Raw genomic sequence first — 18,985 nt, 5'->3', positions numbered from 1 at the left:
TTCGTTTTTTACTGCATTTGGGTTAGATTATACGCCGTTTTGGTTTGAGGAAAGGCTTTATGCGCAAAACAGTTGCGATCTATACCGACGGCTCCTGCCTGGGTAACCCGGGCCCGGGCGGCTATGGTGCTGTGCTGATCTATAAACAGCACCGCAAAGAGCTAAGCGGCGGTTATCGCTTAACCACCAATAACCGTATGGAGTTGCTGGCGGCCATTATTGCGCTGGAAAGCTTAAAAGACAGTTGCGACGTAGACTTAACCACCGACAGCCAATATGTGCGTTTAGGCATTACGCAATGGCTGGCTGGCTGGAAACGTAATAACTGGAAAACCAGCCAGAAGCAGCCGGTGAAAAATCAGGATTTATGGCAGCGGCTTGATACCGCCGCGTCAACACATAAAGTGGCATGGCACTGGGTAAAGGGGCATGCCGGCCACCCGGAGAACGAGCGTTGTGATGTATTAGCCCGCAGTGCGGCTGAGGCAAAACCCACTACTGTGGATGCCGCGTTTGAAATGAGCACTAAAACTTAATCAAATCGTCAACTGCTTGCGCTGAAAACTGCAGTCAGCTGCATGCATTGCCGATAAGACCTACCGTCAACTGCTTGCGCTGCAACACTCGCCTTGGCTCATCACAGCAACTCGCTACCGCTTGCGCGTTCGCTCAGACACTCTGTGATGACCAAATCGAGGTTCCAGCCGCAGTTGACTGGATAGGCAAATTAATTAGTCTATAGCTTTTACACCCGCTTAAGCAGTTGACCTACACCTTACTCGCCGGTTTTTACACTAGCTTCTGCAGCAGCATTTGCTGAGAGCATTTTTTCCAGCTCGGCGATAAAAGCTTTATCGTCCGGCGCGGTGCGGCTGCCAAAATGTTTTACCGTTTGCTCATCGCTGCTTACCAGATATTTATTAAAGTTCCAGCTTGGTGACTCGCCGGTTTTGGCAATTAAGGCTTTAAATACCGGATTAGCGTCATCGCCTTTTACTTTGGAGCTGGCAAACATCGGGAATTTAACGCCATAAGTTAAGTAACACACTTCAGCGGTTTTCTCTGCGTCATCATATTCCTGCATAAAACTGTCTGACGGGAAACCCAGAATCACTAAACCTTTATCCTGATACTTCTGGTGCAGCGCTTCAAGGCCTTCGAACTGCTTGGTAAAGCCACACTTACTGGCAGTATTCACCACCAGCAGGGTTTTGCCTTTGTAGCTGTCGCATAAATCTACGCTCTCACGCGTGTTTAACTGCTGCATAGAATGGCCGAGAATTTCACCACACTGGTTAGCAATTGCCGGCATAGCCAGTAAACCGGCTACCAGAGTGGCCGCGCTTAATAAGGTTTTCATATTTATCTCCTGTAAGGCTGCAGATGTTGCAGTCGGCTAATACGTAGCATAAGCCTAAGCCGATCTGTACGCCAGCGGCCGTTGCTAAAACCGGTAGGCCAGTTTCAATCTGGCGGTGCGCGGCTCCAGCGGATGCGTGTGCCTGTCTTCGATACCTTCAGCCGGCTCACCAGGTAAACGCGAGGCGTAAAAATAATCAATATCGCTGTTGTTACTGTCAAAGATATTCAGTAACTCCAGCGCCAGCTGCCAGCGCAGCCATTCATAGCGGTAACCGGCATTCACTGTAGTGGTTGCGGCTGAGCGCTGCTGGTTAAAGCTATCTAAGGTACGTTTACCAAAATGGCGTAAACGTAAACTAAGCTGCCACGGGTTATCGGCTTTATAAATCAGCCCCATGCTAAGCACCAAAGGCAAAGCACCATCAATGTAGTTACCCTCGTCTGCTACCGCCCCGGTAAAACGCGAGCGTGTTAATGCCAGTTCAGTATCAAGGCTCCAGTTACTGTTAAACCAATAATAAGCTGCGACTTCAACACCATAGCGTTTGGACGCGCGGCTTGGCTCATTAGTGCCGGCATCTCCAACATACAACAATTCAGAGTCCATATTCAGATACCACAGCGCAGCCGAGATATTAAACGCTGTATAGTCAAAAAACCGCAGACCAAGCTCAGCACCGTTACTGCGTACCAGCAAATCAACCGGCGCCACGCTGTCACCGCTTTGCGGATCAATAACGGTAGTGGCACCACGGGCATCATTAGAATGGAAACCCTGGCCGGCATTAAAATACGCCTGCCAATTAGCGGCAAACTGATAACTCAAGCCGGCTTTTAATGAAGCAATACCGTCGGTTGCCCCGCCACTGTTTGCCGCCAGATCACTGTTAATATCCACGCTGAAATAGTCGTAGCGCAGCCCCAAATGGGCGTTCCAATCACTGTTAAGTTGCATTGTACTTTGGCTAAACAGCGCTGCTGAGCCTTGTTGTACCGCATCCTGGCGCACTGTGCTTAAACGCTGGCGCTGCCGGGTGTTATACAGGCCCACTTCGCCAATATCGTCGTAGCGTAACTGTACGCCCACCATATGCTCAACGGCAAACTCACCCAGCTGATGGTGCCAGTGCCGGCTAAGCTCACCACCATATATCCAGCGCTCGTCGACCTGTTCAAATTGATCTCCCTTTAGCGGGTCGTTTAAGAAGTAGGTAAAATTGGACCATAAATCCAGTTCAGTTTGTATGGCATAAGCATTCCATTGCCAGGCGTCGCTGTACCAACTGGCTGAAACACTGTTGCGGCTGCTTTTGCCACCAACACTGGTATCAAGCGAACCAAAGGCATCGATCAGCCCCTGGCTGACGGCACGCTGCGGGATCTGATCAGCGGCGTTCCAGCTGTTATCGTATGCCATAAAGGTTACCGCAAACTGGCCGCTGCCCAGCGGTTTGCTGTAACGCGCCAGCAGGTTTAGTTTATCAACATCTTCGGCAATATCTGTCCAGGGGCCGTCGTATTGCTGCAGCTCACCGGCCAGCAGCAGATTGGCCTTACCCTGCTTTACATTGCCTTTTACCAGTAAGCGTTGATAGTTATTCATACCGAAGGTTAATTCGGCCGCGTTGCGGCTACGGTTTTGTATACCAAAACGTGCCACACCGGCGGCAGAAAAATCACCACTGTTGGCATGATAAGCGCCTTTTTGGTAATCAATTTGCGATACCAGCTCGGGCATTAAAAAACTCAAATCAGTGTAACCCTGGCCGTGGCCGTGGCTACGCATATTTACCGGCATGCCATCCACATAGCTGGCAAAATCAGTGCCGTGGTCAAGATTAAACCCACGCAGGAAATACTGATTAGCCTTGCCGCTGCCGCTATGCTGGGTAACCACCATGCCGGGAATAAACTCGAGGATCTCGCCACCGCGCAGTAGTGGCCGGTCGGCAATTTCGGTATTGCCCACCACGCCTTCTGAGGCTGAACTGGCTAAGCCCAACAAATCGGTTTGCCGGCCTTTGACACTGATTTGTTCCAGTATATGCGCCGATAAAGGGTCAGCTACAAGTTGCACCGGAGCAAGTAATACTGCTGTACAAACAGTAAGATAACGATAAACAGCCATACGTGTTCCTTAATGTGTGAGCAGTGCCGGATAAAGCGGGCTTGTTGGCGATAATACGGCGTTGGCCTTATCTGGCGGCAGTTGCCATGACAGCAACAACTTATGGCTATGCTGGCTGTCAAACAGCGCAGTGTAGCTTAGCTGCCAGCGCTCAATGCTATCACAGCGTACCTGTAGCGGTAACAGCAAAAACGTATCCTGTTGCACACGCTGCACTAACCAGTCAGCAGCTGCGGTATTGATATCGCAGGCCCCGGCAGCACTGCTGAAACTCAGCCGCTGTCTGATATAGTCTTGTAGCTGAGGCTCACTATCCAACACTTGCTGCCAACGTACCTGATGGCTGTCTTTAGCCTGAATAAGACCGGCCTGTGCTAAATCGTGTAACGCCACTTTCCAGAGCAAAGCCGGTTGCCCCTGTTGCTCAGTGACATCCATATAAGCCGTGCTGAATTTATGCGCCTGTGCAGTTAGCGGCCAGATAAACGCCGTTATCACGCTGATAATTAACAAGTATCTCATTGATTTATTCCTGTGGTGTGCTGCAGCGCTTGCTGACTTAGTTGCAGCAGGCGTTTATCGTCAGGCTCTTTAGCACTTTGGTAATTTAATTCGGCCCAATAAAGCGCGGCAGCAGAGTCAGGCACAACATACAAAAAATAGTGCACCAAATCAGCGGCATGCTCAGTATCTCCGCGCAGCAAACGCAGCTGCATACGCTGATGCAGCTGTTCAGTAAACACCGGTGCTTTTGCCAGTTGCAGCTCGGCACGGGCTAAACGCAGCAGCAGGCTGTCAGCCAGGGCGTGATCCGCAGCCAGAGCTGTTAGTTGTTGATACACTTGTTCGCCCTGCCCAAGCGCCAGGCTTAAATCGGCCCATTTCAGCCACAAACTGGTGGGCGCTTGAGCCAGTACCGGCGTTAACCATTGCTGCGCTGTAGCTATCAGGCCAAGCTGCTCAGCCTGTTCGGCCAGGATGCCGCGCAACCAGATATCGAGCTCTGCCGGCAAGCTTTGCTGGCGCTGCCACAATTGCTGCAGTGCGGCGTAACTTTGCTGCCAGTTGCCGCGCCGGCCGGCCACTTCATAGCTGCACACGGTGAATAAAAACAAATCCTGTTGCCATAAACGGCCGCAAGCTTGTTGCGCGCTGTCCGGTTGATGCATTGCCAGATGCACCCTGGCTGTCATTAAACTGGCCTGAATATGCTGCGGTTGCTGCGCCAGTACCCTGCTTAGGGTTTGCAGTGCAGCAGCAAACTGGTGCTGTTGCTGCTGAATGTCGGCCAGCAGCAACAAGTACAGCAGAGTTTGGCGGCTATCATCACCGACAGGGTTTAATAACTGTTCGGCCTGATGAAACCAGTCATCAAAGCCCGGGCGACGCGCGCCGGATAAATAAAGTTGCGCCAGCTGTAACCGCTGATGGTCATCCGGCTGACGCTGCAAAGCTTGCTGCAGCTGCTGCATTTCAGCGCTAAGCGGCAGTGCGCTGTCTAACGCCAATTGCTGTGAAGCATCGGGTTTAAATTCGCTTGCAGCGGCGACAGACCACCACAGCGCACAGATAATACTCAGTGTCTTAAACATGAAGCACCCCAAATAAAGAGCGGAGCCGGTATCCGGCTCCGCTGCAAGCCCTGTTACTGACCGCTGAGTAAATCAGCGTAATCAGCCTCGTTCATCGCATCTTGGGTGAAATCACGGCCGTTCAATGGCAATGCAGGCGCCTGCTCGTCCTGATTAAACGCTGTCCGGCTATAGGTTAAAAACGACACTACCGCCACTGCGACATCAATTGTAACCTCACCATTGGTTGTCAACTCACCGTCCGACACAGCGACCATAAAGCTGTCGCTGCCGGTAAACTCCGCTGCCGGTGTGTAGGTAAAGTTGCCGTCTTCTGCCAGAGTCAGACTGCCGTTTTGCGGCAGGGCCGTAACCGCGAACAGCAGGCTGTCGCCGTTGTCATCGCTGGCGTTAAGCCGGTCCACTACCGCGACATCGGTTTCAGTGACAAAGCTGTTGCCACCCAGTTGTGGTGCGACATTCGGCTTGTCAGAATCGTTACATCCTGTCAGCACTGCAGCGGCCGCCAGGGCCAGGACTAAGGTTAACTTGTTCATGCTCAATTCCTTAATTTGGCGAGCCGGCCAGCGGCGTTAACAGATACGGGAAGCTTGCGTCCAACATGCCGGCATCAACCGGGGCACCGTCAGTAAAGGGGACATTACCCACGGGGGCATCTTCCGGTGCACAGAAACCCAGGTTTGTCGGCTCACCGGCCACCGGTATGTCATGGCACAGTGCGCCCATTACTACGCGCAGCGCAATGTCTACCACATCGTCGCCTGGGCGGCGGCCATTAGGGAAGCCAGCCAAATCATTACCGGCAACACCAAACGCCGATTGCATAGCCGCCGGTGTGGCAGGAATAGCCGTGTTTAACCGCAGCATTTCTGCAGGGGTCACCGTAGCAAGTTGGTTAACACCGGCTACGCCGGTTAAAAATGCCGCGACTAAATCAGTACGCGGAAAGTTCGATGGCGCCAGATCTTCAATATCGGTGCCCAATGTCGCATTAACCGCATCTTTAAACAGAATATTCAGCAGTGCCGGCAAACTGGGGTGCGTCACGTAATCGGCAAACTGGCCGTCATCGGCAGGTTTACTGCTGTTAAACTTATCTTTATCGGCCAGACCAATCACCAGCTCATTCACCAGCGGGTTACTTAAACGCGATACCTGTACTAAAGCACCACCATTAACCTCTGGCCGTGCAAAGTTAGCATTGGGATTTAAAATACGCGCCTGCGGCAAGCTGGCGGTGGTCCAGGCGCCAATAACGCCGTTACCGCTGCCGGTAATACAGGCTTTAGGTACCTCTATTGCCAATGCAGTGACGTTTTTATCGTTTAAATCGTCATTGGCACTGCTTTGGGTGATACCACCGGGAAAACCGCCGCCATCGCCGGCGCCGGGCGCGCTGTCACCTTCAACCGGCACATAGTTTACCAGGTCAAAGGTTTCGCCCAGGTTCACCACAAAAGGGTCCTTACGCTGGCCGGCAAATACCCGCGCCATCCCATCACAACCCGGCAGCGCTACCTCGTACAGGTATTGATTAGCATAAGCCTGATAGGCTGCAGCATCACCAAAGGTTTTGTTACCGACATAATCGTAAGGCTTGGTAAAGCTGGTTGCGCCTGCCGGAGCCAGCATGGCGCTGTCATTACCGCGGCTCAGCTCCAGCGTGTAATTCTCGATAAAATTCAGCGCCGCTGAACTGTCAGCACTAATGCCGCCAACGTTCTTCAGTGGCACCGCCACCATTTTTTGGTTATCTGCCGGGCCAATAGGTAACTGCACACCGGCGCCATCGTTAACCAGGCTGTTGCTAAAACGGAAGTTAAAGCTGAGGTTAGCCATCGCATCGCCATCATTATCAATGTGGATGCTATATACCGCCTGTGGGTCCATGGCGAAATAATTTGGCCCGCCGTAGGCATCCTGCAACGGAATATAATTGGCAATTAGCGTGACATAATCATCACGGCCGGCTTCATAACTGTTAAACAGATAAAAGTCGGTGGCATCCAGGGTTGGCATCCGGGTGATGTTTGGCGCTTCGCGGTGGCTGGATGCCTGCACGCTGCCAATCAGACTTAAGGCGCTTAAAGCGGCAGTAACTGCCAGAAAAGTTGTGGTACGTTTCATTGTTGTCGTCCTTTAAGTTAAGTTGCCACCCAGTAACGACTGACTTGCGGCATTGGATGCAGCCAGGTGCAGTCAAAGTTAAATAAATATAAAAAAAACCGCCGCAGCGGTTTTTTTATGTTGTTCTGAAGCCTGGTTACAACGTCACTATTTCGGCAGTAAACAGCACCGGCCCGGTAGGCGCCCCGGTAGTCGAGCCGCCCGGTGGCTCAAGACTCACGGCCAGGGCTGCTATCGCAATGCCATTCGCCGCTGCCGGCCAGCTTAGCGCGCGCTCGCCCTGCTGTGGCAATAAACCTAAAGATATCGGTGCCTGACCATCAGCCGGTAACATCCACAGCTCGTAGTCATGCGCAATATCATCCGTTACCGCAGAAGTGGCCTTAACCCGCAGCATGTTTTTGGCTTTACTTACCAACCACCATGCTTTAGCGTCACTGGTTTGAATAACCGCAATGTCCTGCGGCAACGGGCTTAGCAGCAAAGGTCGCAGCATAACGACAGCCAACAACAATGATGCGGCCGTGGCCAGTGCCAGCCAGTATTTACCGGTTCTGGCCGGTGCCGTTGTTGGCGGTGCAGCCGCAACCCAGCCCAGACGCTGCTGAATGCGCTGCCATACGGCTTTATCGGGCATCGTTGCCGGCAAACTTTCAGCCAGCGGGTTTAAATGCTGCTCCCAGCGCCACACCGTCTGGCGCACGTTCGGGCTGGCCATCATCAGGCGTTGAAATCTCTTGCGTGCAGCGCCTTTCATGGCGCCAAGAATAAAATCGACCGCCAGGGCGTCAAGTAACTCCTGATCCTGATACTTCATGCTTCAAGACACCTTTTCAGTTGGGTTAAACCGCGGCGGATCCAGCTTTTCACCGTTCCCAGTGCTGAGCCGGTATGTTGGGTAATTTCCTGATGGCTCAGCCCGTTAAAATAAGCCAACTGGATTGACTGGCGGTGCTCGTCACTCAGTCCCTGCATACAGTCATCCAGCTTCACCTTTTCACGAACCAAGCCTATCACCTCCCCCGGTTGTACCTCATCGCTGCTTTGATCATGTACCGGCTCTGAAATATCCAGATGCTCGGCCTTAACCCGGCGTGATTTCAACAAGTCGAGCGCACGGTAGCGGGTGATGCTAATCATCCAGCTCATTACACTGCCTTTTTCGGCATGGTAGTCGGCGGCGTTGTGCCAGATACGCACATAAGCATCCTGCAACACATCTTCGGCCCAGTCATTACGGCGCAATAAGTGCAGGCTGACAGAGAATAACTTGCCTGATGTGGCCTGATATAACTGTTCAAATGCCTGCTTATTACCCTGAGCCGTGGCATATAACCATTGCAGCAATTGTTGTTGTGATTGTTCCATTTGCAATCCTGTTAAGTTGACTCCTGCAGACAGTTACGACGCACGGCACGGTTCAGATGCAGTCACCCAACAGCATAATGCAAAATTCACGTGTGTTTTTTTGCGCATCCGCTATCATCCGCTTCCTTTTTTCTGCCGCTCTCGTATGCTTAGCGCAAAGTGGTAAACGTTAACGGCAAACCAGAGAAGCTTATGCGCATTTGTTTTTTAATGTACCCGTGGGAAAAAGTGCAACCGGATGGCGACAGCACTATCCGTATGATCCACGAAGCGGTAAGCCGCGGCCACAGCGTGGCCATTACCCATGCCACCAATTTAACGGTGCGTGACAGTATTGCTCAGGCATTTTGCAAAGTGTTTGTTAAAGGCCAGAAAATCTCCAGCAATATTGCCAGCTTTTACCGCAATGCCCAGTTTAACCAGCAGAAACTGCCACTGGCAGCCTTTGATGCCATCTTTATCCGCTTAAACCCGCCGCTGGATCCGATAGTGCTGAACTTTCTCGATTCGGTGCGGGAAGACACCTTTATTATGAATGATCTGGACGGTGTGCGGATTGCCAATAATAAGATGTACACCGCGTCGCTGCACGACCCGGATAACGAATTTATTCCGGTAACCCATGTGTCGAAAAACAAAGATTATCTGGCACGGGTGCTGGCAGAATCACCAAATGAAAAAATGATCTTAAAACCGCTGAATGGCTATGGTGGCAAAGGCGTTATTTTGCTGGAAAAATCTGCCGCACAAAGCGCCCGCTCGCTGCTGGATTTTTATATCGGCGATACCGAGCGCGGTAACTACGTTATTTTGCAGGAATACGTAGAAGGCGCAGAGCTGGGCGATATCCGCATTTTAATGCTCAATGGTAAAGCTATAGGTGCTATGCGGCGTATTCCGCCGGCAGACGATGTGCGATCTAACGTGCATGCCGGCGGCAGCGTGGTTAAACATCAACTGACAGAGCAAGAGAAGCGGTTGTGCGCCCATATAGGCCCGAGGCTGGCACGTGACGGCTTATTTTTTGCCGGTATCGACGTCATAAACGGCAAGCTGATTGAAGTCAATGTGATGAGCCCCGGCGGCATAGCGCGGATAAACCGCCTAAACGGCGTGCGGCTGCAGGAAAAAGTTATCGATTTTATTGAACAGGTGGTATATAGCAAAACCTTGCTGTCGCCACGTAAACAAGCGTTCAGGCCGCTGCTGAGCGAAGCCGAAGCGCTTATTTAAAAACTTTTCATCGTCGGTAAAAAAATATTTCGCTGTGGCGAATCAATAAATCCGGTAAATAAGCAGAAAAAATCTGAGGTGCGCTTATGTCACAGGTAGAGAGTAACGATTTTGAGCTGGAAGAGCCGATAGACGACGTGGAGATCATCAAAGAGTTGTCGCCCAAAGACAGCAAAGCCAGGCAAAAGCTGGAAGCCAGGCGTCGCATTGATGACCTGCTGGAGCAAAAGCGTCTGCGCCAGTTGCTGGATGATTGGGAGCTGGACGATACTGATGCATAAAACAAAACGGGCGCTTAAAGCGCCCATTTTTTATCGGTGTTGGCTAACGGTTGTTATTAGCCGCGATATTTCTGCATGACTAAAGTGGCGTTAGTGCCACCAAAACCAAAGCTGTTTGACATCACGGTATTCAGCTCAGCCGGTGTCGCTTTAGTAACAATATTCAGCCCTTGCGCTGCTTCATCCAGCTCGCCGATATTCACCGACGGTGCAATAAAGCTGTGCTTCATCATCAGCAATGAGTAGATGGCTTCATGCACACCCGCCGCGCCTAAGGCATGGCCGGTCATCGCTTTGGTGGCGCTGATGGCCGGCGACTTACCGGCAAACACTTGCTGAATAGCACCCAGCTCTTTTACATCACCTACCGGTGTGCTGGTGCCGTGAGTGTTAACGTAATCGACTTCAGCTGTCACGCCATGCATCGCCATTTGCATACAACGTATGGCGCCTTCACCGCTTGGCGCAACCATATCGTAACCATCTGACGTAGCGCCATAGCCAACAACTTCAGCATAAATAGTCGCGCCACGGGCCAGCGCATGCTCCAGCTCTTCTACCACCACCATACCGCCACCGCCGCTGATGACAAAGCCGTCACGGTTGGCATCATAGGTGCGTGATGCCAGCTCAGGGGTGTCGTTATATTTAGTCGACAGCGCGCCCATCGCATCAAATTCCATCGCCAGGGTCCAGTGCACTTCTTCGCCGCCACCGGCAAAGACCACGTCCTGCTTCCCCAGTTGGATCAGCTCTACCGCATGGCCGATACAGTGCGCACTGGTGGCACAAGCCGAACTGATCGAGTAATTCACGCCTTTAATTTTAAACGGTGTAGCCAAACAAGCAGAACAGGTGCTGGACATGGTTTTAGGTACAGCATAAGGACCCACCCGCTTTACGCCTTTTTCGCGCAGAATATCTGCCGCTTCTACCTGCACCTTAGATGAAGCACCGCCGGAGCCGGCTACCAGGCCAATACGCGGGTTGGAGATTTGCTCTTCAGTAAAACCGGCGTCCAGCATCGCTTCTTGCATCGCGATATAGGCGTAAGCTGCGGCATCGCCCATGAAACGCATGGCTTTACGGTCAATCAGCTCTGACGGTTCCAGTTTAATGTTGCCCCACACCTGTGAGCGCAGGCCCATTTGCGCAAATTCTTCTGCGCGGGTAATACCGGAACGGCCCGCCTGTAACGACGCCAGTACTTCATCTTTGTTATTGCCAATACTGGAAACAATACCAATACCTGTGATTACCGCTCTTTTCATGCTTACTCCCATCAACCGGTCTGATGCCGGCAAGGTTAAAATAATACTGTGCGCCATTGTACGTATTTTGTTTTACTAAGTGGTCAGCTTTCAGCGCACACTTGTACTCTGTTTTCAATTCTGCGGTAGCTTAGGGTAAACTACAAGCCGAATTTTGTGGTGGACCCGCCTGTTATGTCACAACCTAACACCAGCCAGATTAGCAACGCCAAAATACACTTTAATGACCAGGGCGCCCCGGTCGCGTCTGACTTTGACGATATCTATTTTTCCGAAGACGGCGGCATGGCCGAAACCGACTACGTGTTTTTACAGCAAAACGGTTTACCACAGCGCTGGCAAACACACAATAAGCCGGCATTTCATATTATTGAAACCGGCTTTGGTACCGGGGCTAATTTTTTGCTGACCTGGCTGCGTTTTCGCGGGCACAAGCAGTTATCCGGCGGTGCGACTTGCCAACGTTTGTATTTCAGCAGCTTTGAGAAATTCCCGCTAAGCCATGCCGATTTAAACCGCGCGCTGGCGGTACATACCGATCTGCAGGAGCTGTGTCAGCTGCTGCTGGCCGCTTACCCACCCGCCGTTGCCGGTTGCCACCGGCTGAGTTTTGACAACGGCAGCGTGATACTGGATTTATGGCTGGGCGATGTGAATGCCCTGCTGCCTGAGGTGAGCGCTACTGTCGATGCTGTTTATCTGGATGGCTTTGCGCCAGGTAAAAACCCGGACATGTGGCAGGACGAGCTGTTCAGCGGCCTGGCCAGGCTTAGCCAACACGGCAGCACAGTGTCTACCTTTACTGCTGCAGGCATAGTAAAACGCGGCTTGCAACAGGCAGGGTTCAGCGTAAAAAAAATTAAAGGTTTTGGCCGTAAACGCGACATGCTAACAGCCTGTTTTGATACACCAACAGCGCTGCCACAGCCTGCGCCAACGCAGGTTACCCTTGTCGGCGGTGGCATTGCCTCCATTTGTACGGCGCTGGCGCTGCAGCAGCGCGGCATAGCGGTACACCTGATTTGTGAAGACAGTAACGTGGCACAGCAGGCATCACAAAACCGCCAGGGCGCGGTGTACCCTAACCTGCATGCCAACCTGACAGACGACAGCCAGCTGCATGTGCAGGCGTTTTTATATGCCCGGCATTTTTATCAGTACTGGCATACACAAGGGCTGGATTTTGCTATGGATTGGTGCGGCTTATTGCATCTGGCCAGCAATAAACTGCTGCAACAGCGCCAGCAAAAGTTAATTGATAATGCCTTGTGGCCGCAGCAGCTGGTGCAGGCCGTTGACGCTGCCACAGCAAGCGAGTTGGCCGGTTTAACACTGCCACACGGCGGCATTTATTTACCGCTGGCCGGCTGGTTAAACCCGCAGCAGTTTTGCCAACAGGCGCTGGCCTGGCTGCAACAGCAAGCCTCGTTCCGGCTTAGCCTGAACTGTAACGTCAAGGCGATAACGACCAATGCCAACGGCGACTGGCTGTTGCAAACAACAGCTGGCCAGCTTACTGCCAACAACCTGGTGCTGGCCTGTGGCAGCAAGCTGGCGCAATTTGCGCCAACAGCAAAGCTGCCACTGAATAAAATCCGCGGCCAGGTCAGCCATGTGCAAAGTAAAGCCATGACAGCGCTGAAAACCGTATTGTGCCATAAGGGCTACATCACCCCGGGCTGGCAGGGGCTGCATTGTGTTGGCGCCACCTTCGACCGCACTGCAACAGAAGCCTTTGTCAGCGAGCAGGACAATATTGAAAATTTACAGCTGGTTAATGATCAACTTAACCAACCGGACTGGTTTGCTGACAGCAAGGCAGTCAGTGCGGCAGCAGCGTTTCGGGCTACGGTGCCGGATCATTTGCCGCTGGCAGGAGGCATAGACGGGCAGCCAGGTTTATATGTGCTTGGGGCTATGGGAGCCCGCGGCATTATGCTGTCACCATTGCTGGCAGAGCTGCTGGCATGCCAACTTTGCACTGAGCCCGCGCCGTTAAGCCGGCAGCTTATTGGCAAAATAAGTGCATCACGCTATTAACTTTGGTCGCTATGCACTTGTTAGCAAACCAGATCTTAGCCTCTGCCTGAACTGCGCCCACAATATAATGTCGGGCAAAGGCAAAAAAAATTTGCTAAGGTAAGCCAAAATATTGTTCTTGAAGCAAAGGAAAGATGATGCGTTCAGCCGTTTTATTATGCCTGGCCTTAACCTGTGGCAGCTTAAGCTCTGCGCTGCAGGCTAACGATTTTTACCAGATCCCAATCCCTGCAGATGCACGGGAATTTTCCCGGCTTGACAGCAAGATGCCGGCAGTACTGAGCTTTTTCAGTCAGCAAACCGAAAGTGAGTTACGTGATTACTATATTCAACAGTTAGGCGAGCCGGCAAACGAGCAAACGCTATATGGCCGGCAGCATTTATACTTTAACGTTAACAATAATCAGGTAAGAATTTTGATCTCCGGCCAGAATGACTGGCGCCAGGTAGATATTATGGTGCAGAACTAAAGCTGCAAACTACCAGCAGCTTGCTAAGCCCGTCAGGGCTTAGTCATTTGCAGCACTACGCGGCGGTTTTTCTTACGTTCAAGTGCAGTATCATTCGGCGCTGCATGGCGCCGCTCACCAAAGCCCTCTACCTGCACTTTATCGGCACTCATCCCTGCTGCAACAAAAAAGCTTTTTACCTTCTCTGCCCGCTTTACCGATAGCTGTTCATTCATCCAACGGCCGCCGTAACTGTCGGTATAGCCCTGAATTTCGATGTATTCGATGTCCTGGTCGTATTTTAAGTATTCGGCAATCTGTGTCAGCCGGCGCTGAGATTCCCGCGTTAACTGGTCGCCGCCGGTTTCGTAACTTAAAACCGTAAAGGCGATATCGTCAAAGCTATATGGCAGCAACGCAGAAATACATTGATTAAACTGCTGATATTGCTTTAAAAATTGTACCGGGTTTATCGAAGCCGCCACCTTGTCATAAGGGCTGTGCCAGTCACTGAAATAAAAGGTCGGGCTAAAGCCCTGCTCTAACTCGGTGAGCAATGTCCAGGCGGCTTTCTTCGGTAAATCACCGTTGTACTGTTTCAGCAGTTGCATGCTGGCCACCGCTTTGGCCGGCTCTCCTGGTCGCCATGCCGGCGGTACCGACAGCACTTCGGCTAAATCATAGCCGTCGGGCAAGCGCAGCATTTGCAGTTCAAAATCTAAATTCAGCGCTTTGCCGGCAACGCTGCGAAATACCGCCTGGCCAAAATGCGGTATTTCATGTTGTAGCTGACATTCCAATGGCGTATTGCGGTTTAACTGCCATACCGACTGTTCAATACCGGCAGAATATTGACGCAGCTGCGGCTGCGCCAGCAGATTGCAACTAAAGATGATCACACTAAAAGCTAATAAGGTTCGCATTTTCCGGTTTCCCACCACTATAGGCATATCAAGCCGTGCCCTTCAGGGTTTATCTGTACTGCTGATATCTGTAAATGATGATATCTAAAGCAAACACTATGCCGTAACAAGACGCTGCACTAATTTTTTGGCATAATAGCCACTGATTTGTTAAATGGCGCCGTTATGACACAACCCAATTCTCAACTGGCTCAGCGTTTTCGTGGTTACTACCCTGTAGTTATCGACGTGGAAACCGCAGGCTTTAATGCTAAAACTGATGCCTTGCTGGAAATTGCCGCCACCTTGCTCGATATGGATGAGGACGGCAATTTAATTCCGCTTAAAACCCTGCACTTTCATGTTGAGCCGTTTGAAGGCGCCAACCTGGATGCCAGCTCACTGGCATTTAACGGCATAGACCCGTTTAACCCGTTACGCGGCGCCGTGCACGAACGTGAAGCCATTACCGAAATATGCAAAGCCGTACGCAAAGCGCAAAAAGATGCCGGTTGTCAGCGTAGCGTAATAGTGGCGCACAACGCCGCTTTCGATCAGGGCTTTTTAAATGCGGCTATCGAGCGGCTTAACTTTAAACGCTCGCCGTTTCATGCTTTTGTCTCATTTGATACCACCAGCCTGGCCGCATTAGCGGTGGGCCAGACCGTGTTAGCAAAAGCCTGTAAAGCGGCCGGCATAGCCTTTGACAATAAAGAAGCACACAGTGCACTGTACGATACCGAGCGCACTGCCGAACTCTTCTGTTATATCGTCAATAGCTGGAAACAGTTGGGCGGCTGGCCGATGGCCAATATCCAGCCGGATGACAGTTCTGCTGATGATGATGACACTGACGCTGTCGCATAAAAGCACAAAGGCCGCAAACAGCGGCCTTTGTTTTTTGCAGCAGGGTTTATTCTGCCGCAGTATCGGTTTTGTGTTTCGCCGCGGATTCTTTAATTAACGGCTGCAACTCACCACGCTGAAACATTTCCAGCACGATATCACAACCGCCAACCAGTTCACCGTCAACCCACAACTGCGGGAAGGTTGGCCAGTTCGCGTACTTGGGTAATTCAGCACGAATATCCGGGTTTTGCAAAATATCGACATAGGCAAACTGTTCGCCACAGGCTATCAGCGCTTGCGATGCCTGCGCAGAGAAGCCGCAACTGGGGAATTTCGGTGAGCCCTTCATAAACAACAGAATAGGGTTTTCAGCAATTTGCTGTTTTATTTTGTCCAGCGTTTCCATTAATACCTCACAACAAGTGCATTTCTACATTGGCTGACATTTTACGCTGTTCTGTGCGCTATGGCACTTGAGATTTACGAAAAAAACCCCACTTCCGTGTTACAACGTACCAAACTGATCATCAAAGCGCGTTACACTGGATCAGCTTATAATCAGACACTGCAAAACTTGAGTATTTTAGTCAGGTTTTGTAGTCTACGCCATGCAGACATCATAAACAACGCCAACGGAGAACGACAATGGCCTTTGAATTACCCGCATTACCTTATGCAAAAGACGCCTTAGCGCCACACATTTCAGCAGAGACGCTGGAATACCACTACGGCAAACACCACAATACTTATGTAGTGAAGTTAAACGGCTTAATTGAAGGTACTCCTTTCGCCGGTAAGTCACTGGAAGAGATCGTTCGCAGCTCCGAAGGTGGTGTGTTTAATAATGCCGCCCAGGTATGGAACCATACTTTTTACTGGCACTGCTTATCACCAAACGGTGGTGGCGAGCCAACCGGCGCTGTAGCTGACGCCATCAATGCCAAATGGGGTTCTTTCGCCGCTTTTAAAACAGCCTTTAACGACAAAGCAGTAAATAACTTTGGTTCAAGCTGGACTTGGTTAGTGAAAAAAGCCGATGGTAGCCTGGACATTGTCAACACCAGCAATGCGGCAACGCCATTGACTGATACCAGCCTGACGCCGGTGATGACAGTAGACTTGTGGGAACACGCCTACTACATCGATTACCGCAATGCGCGGCCAACCTACCTGGATGCATTCTGGGCACTGGTTAACTGGAAGTTTGCCAACGAGAACTTCGCGAAGTAACACTATTTTTCTGCACAAAACCCGGCTGATGCCGGGTTTTTTGTCCACCCTGCTTTACATTTTGGCCGTTCGGCCTGACTAAACCTTTTCTCTGCCGCAGCCCGTAGCCTGAAGAAAATTGTAGATTTTTCTGTCAATTAGTCAGGCGGGAATCCGCTTTACTGTCTAACCTTAGAGTAACAGCCAGGCTGCTACCCTTTCCCGATGTTTATAAGCCGGAGGTGCAAATGAGTATTTTTGAGCACTACAAATCACGCTACGAGGCTGCCAAAGAAGAAGAATATAGTATTCAGGAGTTTCTGGCGTTATGTAAAGAAGACAAGAGCTGCTATGCCAGTGCGGCAGAGCGTCTGTTACTGGCCATCGGCCAACCGGAACTGACAGACACGGCACAGGATCCGAAGCTGAGCCGGCTGTTTTCCAACCGCGTGATCGCCCGTTACCCGGCGTTCTCTGAATTTTACGGCATGGAAGAAGCCATAGAACAAATAGTGTCTTACCTTAAACACTCAGCTCAGGGACTGGAAGAGCGCAAACAAATTCTGTACTTACTCGGTCCGGTGGGCGGCGGTAAGTCTTCGCTGGCAGAAAAGTTAAAACATTTAATGCAGCAAATTCCAATCTACTATTTAAAAGGCTCGCCGGTGTACGACAACCCGCTGTGCCTGTTCGACGTTAATGAAGACGGCAATATTCTGCAGCAGGAATACGGCATCCCCAAACGTTACCTGCGCAATATTATGTCGCCCTGGGCCAGCAAACGCCTGCATGAGTATAACGGCGATATCAGCCAGTTTAAGGTGGTGAAAAAGTACCCGTCTATTCTGGATCAACTGGCGATAGCTAAAACCGAACCCGGTGATGAAAACAACCAGGATATTGCCTCACTGGTAGGTAAAGTGGATATCCGCAAGCTGGAACACTTTGCCCAGAATGACCCGGATGCCTACAGCTACTCCGGTGCTTTGTGCCGCGCCAACCAGGGTTTAATGGAATTTGTTGAGATGTTTAAAGCGCCGATTAAGGTGCTGCATCCGCTGCTTACCGCCACCCAGGAAGGCAACTATAACGGTACCGAAGGCCTGGCGGCGCTGCCGTTTGACGGCATTATTCTGGCACACAGCAATGAGTCAGAGTGGCAGACCTTCCGTAACAACAAAAATAACGAAGCCTTTCTCGATCGCGTTTACATTGTAAAAGTGCCCTATTGTCTGCGTGTAAGTGAAGAGATGCGCATTTATCAAAAACTACTGGAGCACAGCGAACTGAATAACTCGCCTTGTGCGCCCGGCACTTTAATTTCGCTGGCGCAGTTTGCGGTGTTATCGCGGTTGAAAAACCCGGATAACTCCAGCTTGTACTCCAAAATGCGGGTGTATGACGGTGAAAGCTTAAAAGATACCGATCCAAAAGCAAAATCCTATCAGGAGTACCGTGATTACGCTGGGGTAGATGAAGGCATGACCGGCTTATCAACCCGCTTTGCCTTTAAAATATTGTCGCGCGTATTTAACTTCGACAGCACCGAAGTAGCCGCCAATCCGGTGCATTTATTCTATGTGCTGGAGCAACAAATAGAGCGCGAGCAGTTCCCGGCCGACGTAGCTGAGCGCTATCTGGAGCATTTAAAAGGCTATTTGATTCCGAAATATATTGAGTTTATCGGTAAGGAAATTCAAACCGCTTACCTGGAGTCTTATTCTGAATACGGCCAGAACATTTTTGACCGCTACGTGATCTATGCCGATTTTTGGATCCAGGACCAGGAATACCGCGATCCGGAAACCGGCCAGCTGTTTGACCGCGCCGCACTGAATGCCGAACTGGAGAAAATTGAAAAGCCGGCCGGTATCAGTAACCCGAAAGATTTTCGCAATGAAATTGTTAACTTTGTGCTGAGGGCCAAAGCGAAAAACAACGGCAAAAACCCCACCTGGACCAGTTACGAGAAACTGCGCACTGTGATTGAGAAAAAGATGTTCTCCAGCACAGAAGAGCTGCTGCCGGTGATTTCGTTTAACGCCAAGACCTCAACCGATGATCAGAAGAAACACGATGACTTCGTCAACCGGATGATGGAAAAAGGCTATACCCGTAAGCAGGTGCGGCTATTATCTGAATGGTATTTGCGCGTACGCAAATCGCAGTAATAC

General features: G+C 51.1%; 19 protein-coding genes. 8 read left to right on the top strand and 11 right to left on the bottom strand.

What is annotated here, in order from left to right; genetic code table 11:
* Positions 1-59: 59 nt before the first annotated feature.
* Positions 60-536: a ribonuclease HI gene (rnhA, locus tag Q8O77_RS10900; RefSeq protein WP_305552901.1), complete on the top strand. Its 477-nt coding sequence runs from the start codon at positions 60-62 to the stop codon at positions 534-536.
* A 239-nt stretch (positions 537-775) separates the two neighbouring features.
* On the opposite strand, the gene Q8O77_RS10895 is transcribed toward rnhA, so the two are convergent.
* The 8 genes from Q8O77_RS10895 to Q8O77_RS10860 all read right to left on the bottom strand — a co-directional run bounded on the left by Q8O77_RS10895 (position 776) and on the right by Q8O77_RS10860 (position 8,577).
* Positions 776-1,360 (bottom strand): glutathione peroxidase, encoded by a 585-nt coding sequence (locus Q8O77_RS10895; protein ID WP_305552900.1) that lies wholly within the window; start codon positions 1,358-1,360, stop codon positions 776-778.
* Between the two features lie 84 nt (positions 1,361-1,444).
* Positions 1,445-3,490, bottom strand: coding sequence for a TonB-dependent receptor (locus Q8O77_RS10890; RefSeq protein ID WP_305552899.1), 2,046 nt, complete (start codon positions 3,488-3,490; stop codon positions 1,445-1,447).
* A 9-nt stretch (positions 3,491-3,499) separates the two neighbouring features.
* The gene (locus tag Q8O77_RS10885; protein ID WP_305552898.1) at positions 3,500-4,012 is read right to left on the bottom strand and encodes a hypothetical protein; all 513 of its coding nucleotides are present in this window, start codon (positions 4,010-4,012) and stop codon (positions 3,500-3,502) included.
* Positions 4,009-5,082: a tetratricopeptide repeat protein gene (locus Q8O77_RS10880; protein WP_305552897.1), complete on the bottom strand. Its 1,074-nt coding sequence runs from the start codon at positions 5,080-5,082 to the stop codon at positions 4,009-4,011. Before Q8O77_RS10880 ends, Q8O77_RS10885 begins: the two co-directional genes overlap by 4 nt.
* A gap of 53 nt (positions 5,083-5,135) precedes the next feature.
* On the bottom strand, positions 5,136-5,618 hold the full coding sequence (locus tag Q8O77_RS10875; protein WP_305552896.1) for an Ig-like domain-containing protein: 483 nt from the start codon (positions 5,616-5,618) through the stop codon (positions 5,136-5,138).
* 10 nt (positions 5,619-5,628) lie between these two features.
* Positions 5,629-7,209 carry a DUF4331 domain-containing protein gene (locus Q8O77_RS10870; protein ID WP_305552895.1) on the bottom strand — a complete coding sequence of 527 codons (1,581 nt, stop codon included), beginning with the start codon at positions 7,207-7,209 and terminating at the stop codon, positions 5,629-5,631.
* 136 nt (positions 7,210-7,345) lie between these two features.
* Complete coding sequence (locus Q8O77_RS10865) at positions 7,346-8,026, bottom strand: anti-sigma factor domain-containing protein (protein WP_305552894.1); 681 nt, start codon at positions 8,024-8,026, stop codon at positions 7,346-7,348.
* Positions 8,023-8,577, bottom strand: a complete 555-nt coding sequence (locus Q8O77_RS10860) for a sigma-70 family RNA polymerase sigma factor (RefSeq protein ID WP_305552893.1) — start codon at positions 8,575-8,577, stop codon at positions 8,023-8,025. The genes Q8O77_RS10865 and Q8O77_RS10860 overlap by 4 nt, the downstream gene beginning before the upstream one ends.
* Positions 8,578-8,769: 192 nt before the next feature.
* On the opposite strand from Q8O77_RS10860, the gene Q8O77_RS10855 reads away from it, so the two are divergent.
* Together Q8O77_RS10855 and Q8O77_RS10850 are read left to right on the top strand one after the other, a co-directional pair.
* On the top strand, positions 8,770-9,810 hold the full coding sequence (locus tag Q8O77_RS10855) for a glutathione synthetase (RefSeq protein ID WP_305552892.1): 1,041 nt from the start codon (positions 8,770-8,772) through the stop codon (positions 9,808-9,810).
* A gap of 86 nt (positions 9,811-9,896) precedes the next feature.
* Positions 9,897-10,091, top strand: coding sequence for a PA3496 family putative envelope integrity protein (locus Q8O77_RS10850; RefSeq protein WP_305552891.1), 195 nt, complete (start codon positions 9,897-9,899; stop codon positions 10,089-10,091).
* A gap of 56 nt (positions 10,092-10,147) precedes the next feature.
* Here the strand turns inward: Q8O77_RS10850 and fabB are convergent, their stop codons facing one another.
* Positions 10,148-11,362 (bottom strand): beta-ketoacyl-ACP synthase I, encoded by a 1,215-nt coding sequence (gene fabB, locus Q8O77_RS10845; RefSeq protein WP_305552890.1) that lies wholly within the window; start codon positions 11,360-11,362, stop codon positions 10,148-10,150.
* A gap of 174 nt (positions 11,363-11,536) precedes the next feature.
* On the opposite strand from fabB, the gene mnmC reads away from it, so the two are divergent.
* Positions 11,537-13,402, top strand: coding sequence for a bifunctional tRNA (5-methylaminomethyl-2-thiouridine)(34)-methyltransferase MnmD/FAD-dependent 5-carboxymethylaminomethyl-2-thiouridine(34) oxidoreductase MnmC (mnmC, locus tag Q8O77_RS10840; protein WP_305552889.1), 1,866 nt, complete (start codon positions 11,537-11,539; stop codon positions 13,400-13,402).
* A gap of 137 nt (positions 13,403-13,539) precedes the next feature.
* Positions 13,540-13,872 carry a hypothetical protein gene (locus tag Q8O77_RS10835; protein WP_305552888.1) on the top strand — a complete coding sequence of 111 codons (333 nt, stop codon included), beginning with the start codon at positions 13,540-13,542 and terminating at the stop codon, positions 13,870-13,872.
* A gap of 32 nt (positions 13,873-13,904) precedes the next feature.
* On the opposite strand, the gene Q8O77_RS10830 is transcribed toward Q8O77_RS10835, so the two are convergent.
* A complete protein-coding gene (locus Q8O77_RS10830; protein WP_305552887.1) occupies positions 13,905-14,774 on the bottom strand; it encodes an OmpA family protein in 870 nt (289 codons plus the stop codon).
* Between the two features lie 165 nt (positions 14,775-14,939).
* Between Q8O77_RS10830 and rnt the strand changes: the two genes are divergently transcribed.
* A complete protein-coding gene (gene rnt / locus Q8O77_RS10825; protein WP_305552886.1) occupies positions 14,940-15,620 on the top strand; it encodes a ribonuclease T in 681 nt (226 codons plus the stop codon).
* A 46-nt stretch (positions 15,621-15,666) separates the two neighbouring features.
* Here the strand turns inward: rnt and Q8O77_RS10820 are convergent, their stop codons facing one another.
* Entirely contained in the window at positions 15,667-16,008 is a 342-nt protein-coding gene (locus Q8O77_RS10820; protein ID WP_305552885.1) for a Grx4 family monothiol glutaredoxin, read from the bottom strand.
* A gap of 239 nt (positions 16,009-16,247) precedes the next feature.
* Between Q8O77_RS10820 and sodB the strand changes: the two genes are divergently transcribed.
* Positions 16,248-16,832, top strand: coding sequence for a superoxide dismutase [Fe] (gene sodB, locus Q8O77_RS10815; RefSeq protein ID WP_305552884.1), 585 nt, complete (start codon positions 16,248-16,250; stop codon positions 16,830-16,832).
* Between the two features lie 227 nt (positions 16,833-17,059).
* On the top strand, positions 17,060-18,982 hold the full coding sequence (locus tag Q8O77_RS10810) for a PrkA family serine protein kinase (RefSeq protein ID WP_305552883.1): 1,923 nt from the start codon (positions 17,060-17,062) through the stop codon (positions 18,980-18,982).
* The last annotated feature ends 3 nt before the right edge of the window (positions 18,983-18,985 follow it).

Source organism: Rheinheimera sp. (genome assembly GCF_030690345.1).
GTDB lineage: Bacteria > Pseudomonadota > Gammaproteobacteria > Enterobacterales > Alteromonadaceae > Alishewanella.
This window is presented reverse-complemented; position numbering and strand designations above follow the sequence as displayed.

Bases quoted from the DNA above. Each gene is read 5' to 3' on its own strand.
- rnhA (WP_305552901.1), top strand. From the start codon at position 60: ATGCGCAAAACAGTTGCGATCTATACCGACGGCTCCTGCCTGGGTAAC.
- Q8O77_RS10895 (WP_305552900.1), bottom strand. From the start codon at position 1,360: ATGAAAACCTTATTAAGCGCGGCCACTCTGGTAGCCGGTTTACTGGCT.
- Q8O77_RS10890 (WP_305552899.1), bottom strand. From the start codon at position 3,490: ATGGCTGTTTATCGTTATCTTACTGTTTGTACAGCAGTATTACTTGCT.
- Q8O77_RS10885 (WP_305552898.1), bottom strand. From the start codon at position 4,012: ATGAGATACTTGTTAATTATCAGCGTGATAACGGCGTTTATCTGGCCG.
- Q8O77_RS10880 (WP_305552897.1), bottom strand. From the start codon at position 5,082: ATGTTTAAGACACTGAGTATTATCTGTGCGCTGTGGTGGTCTGTCGCC.
- Q8O77_RS10875 (WP_305552896.1), bottom strand. From the start codon at position 5,618: ATGAACAAGTTAACCTTAGTCCTGGCCCTGGCGGCCGCTGCAGTGCTG.
- Q8O77_RS10870 (WP_305552895.1), bottom strand. From the start codon at position 7,209: ATGAAACGTACCACAACTTTTCTGGCAGTTACTGCCGCTTTAAGCGCC.
- Q8O77_RS10865 (WP_305552894.1), bottom strand. From the start codon at position 8,026: ATGAAGTATCAGGATCAGGAGTTACTTGACGCCCTGGCGGTCGATTTT.
- Q8O77_RS10860 (WP_305552893.1), bottom strand. From the start codon at position 8,577: ATGGAACAATCACAACAACAATTGCTGCAATGGTTATATGCCACGGCT.
- Q8O77_RS10855 (WP_305552892.1), top strand. From the start codon at position 8,770: ATGCGCATTTGTTTTTTAATGTACCCGTGGGAAAAAGTGCAACCGGAT.
- Q8O77_RS10850 (WP_305552891.1), top strand. From the start codon at position 9,897: ATGTCACAGGTAGAGAGTAACGATTTTGAGCTGGAAGAGCCGATAGAC.
- fabB (WP_305552890.1), bottom strand. From the start codon at position 11,362: ATGAAAAGAGCGGTAATCACAGGTATTGGTATTGTTTCCAGTATTGGC.
- mnmC (WP_305552889.1), top strand. From the start codon at position 11,537: ATGTCACAACCTAACACCAGCCAGATTAGCAACGCCAAAATACACTTT.
- Q8O77_RS10835 (WP_305552888.1), top strand. From the start codon at position 13,540: ATGCGTTCAGCCGTTTTATTATGCCTGGCCTTAACCTGTGGCAGCTTA.
- Q8O77_RS10830 (WP_305552887.1), bottom strand. From the start codon at position 14,774: ATGCGAACCTTATTAGCTTTTAGTGTGATCATCTTTAGTTGCAATCTG.
- rnt (WP_305552886.1), top strand. From the start codon at position 14,940: ATGACACAACCCAATTCTCAACTGGCTCAGCGTTTTCGTGGTTACTAC.
- Q8O77_RS10820 (WP_305552885.1), bottom strand. From the start codon at position 16,008: ATGGAAACGCTGGACAAAATAAAACAGCAAATTGCTGAAAACCCTATT.
- sodB (WP_305552884.1), top strand. From the start codon at position 16,248: ATGGCCTTTGAATTACCCGCATTACCTTATGCAAAAGACGCCTTAGCG.
- Q8O77_RS10810 (WP_305552883.1), top strand. From the start codon at position 17,060: ATGAGTATTTTTGAGCACTACAAATCACGCTACGAGGCTGCCAAAGAA.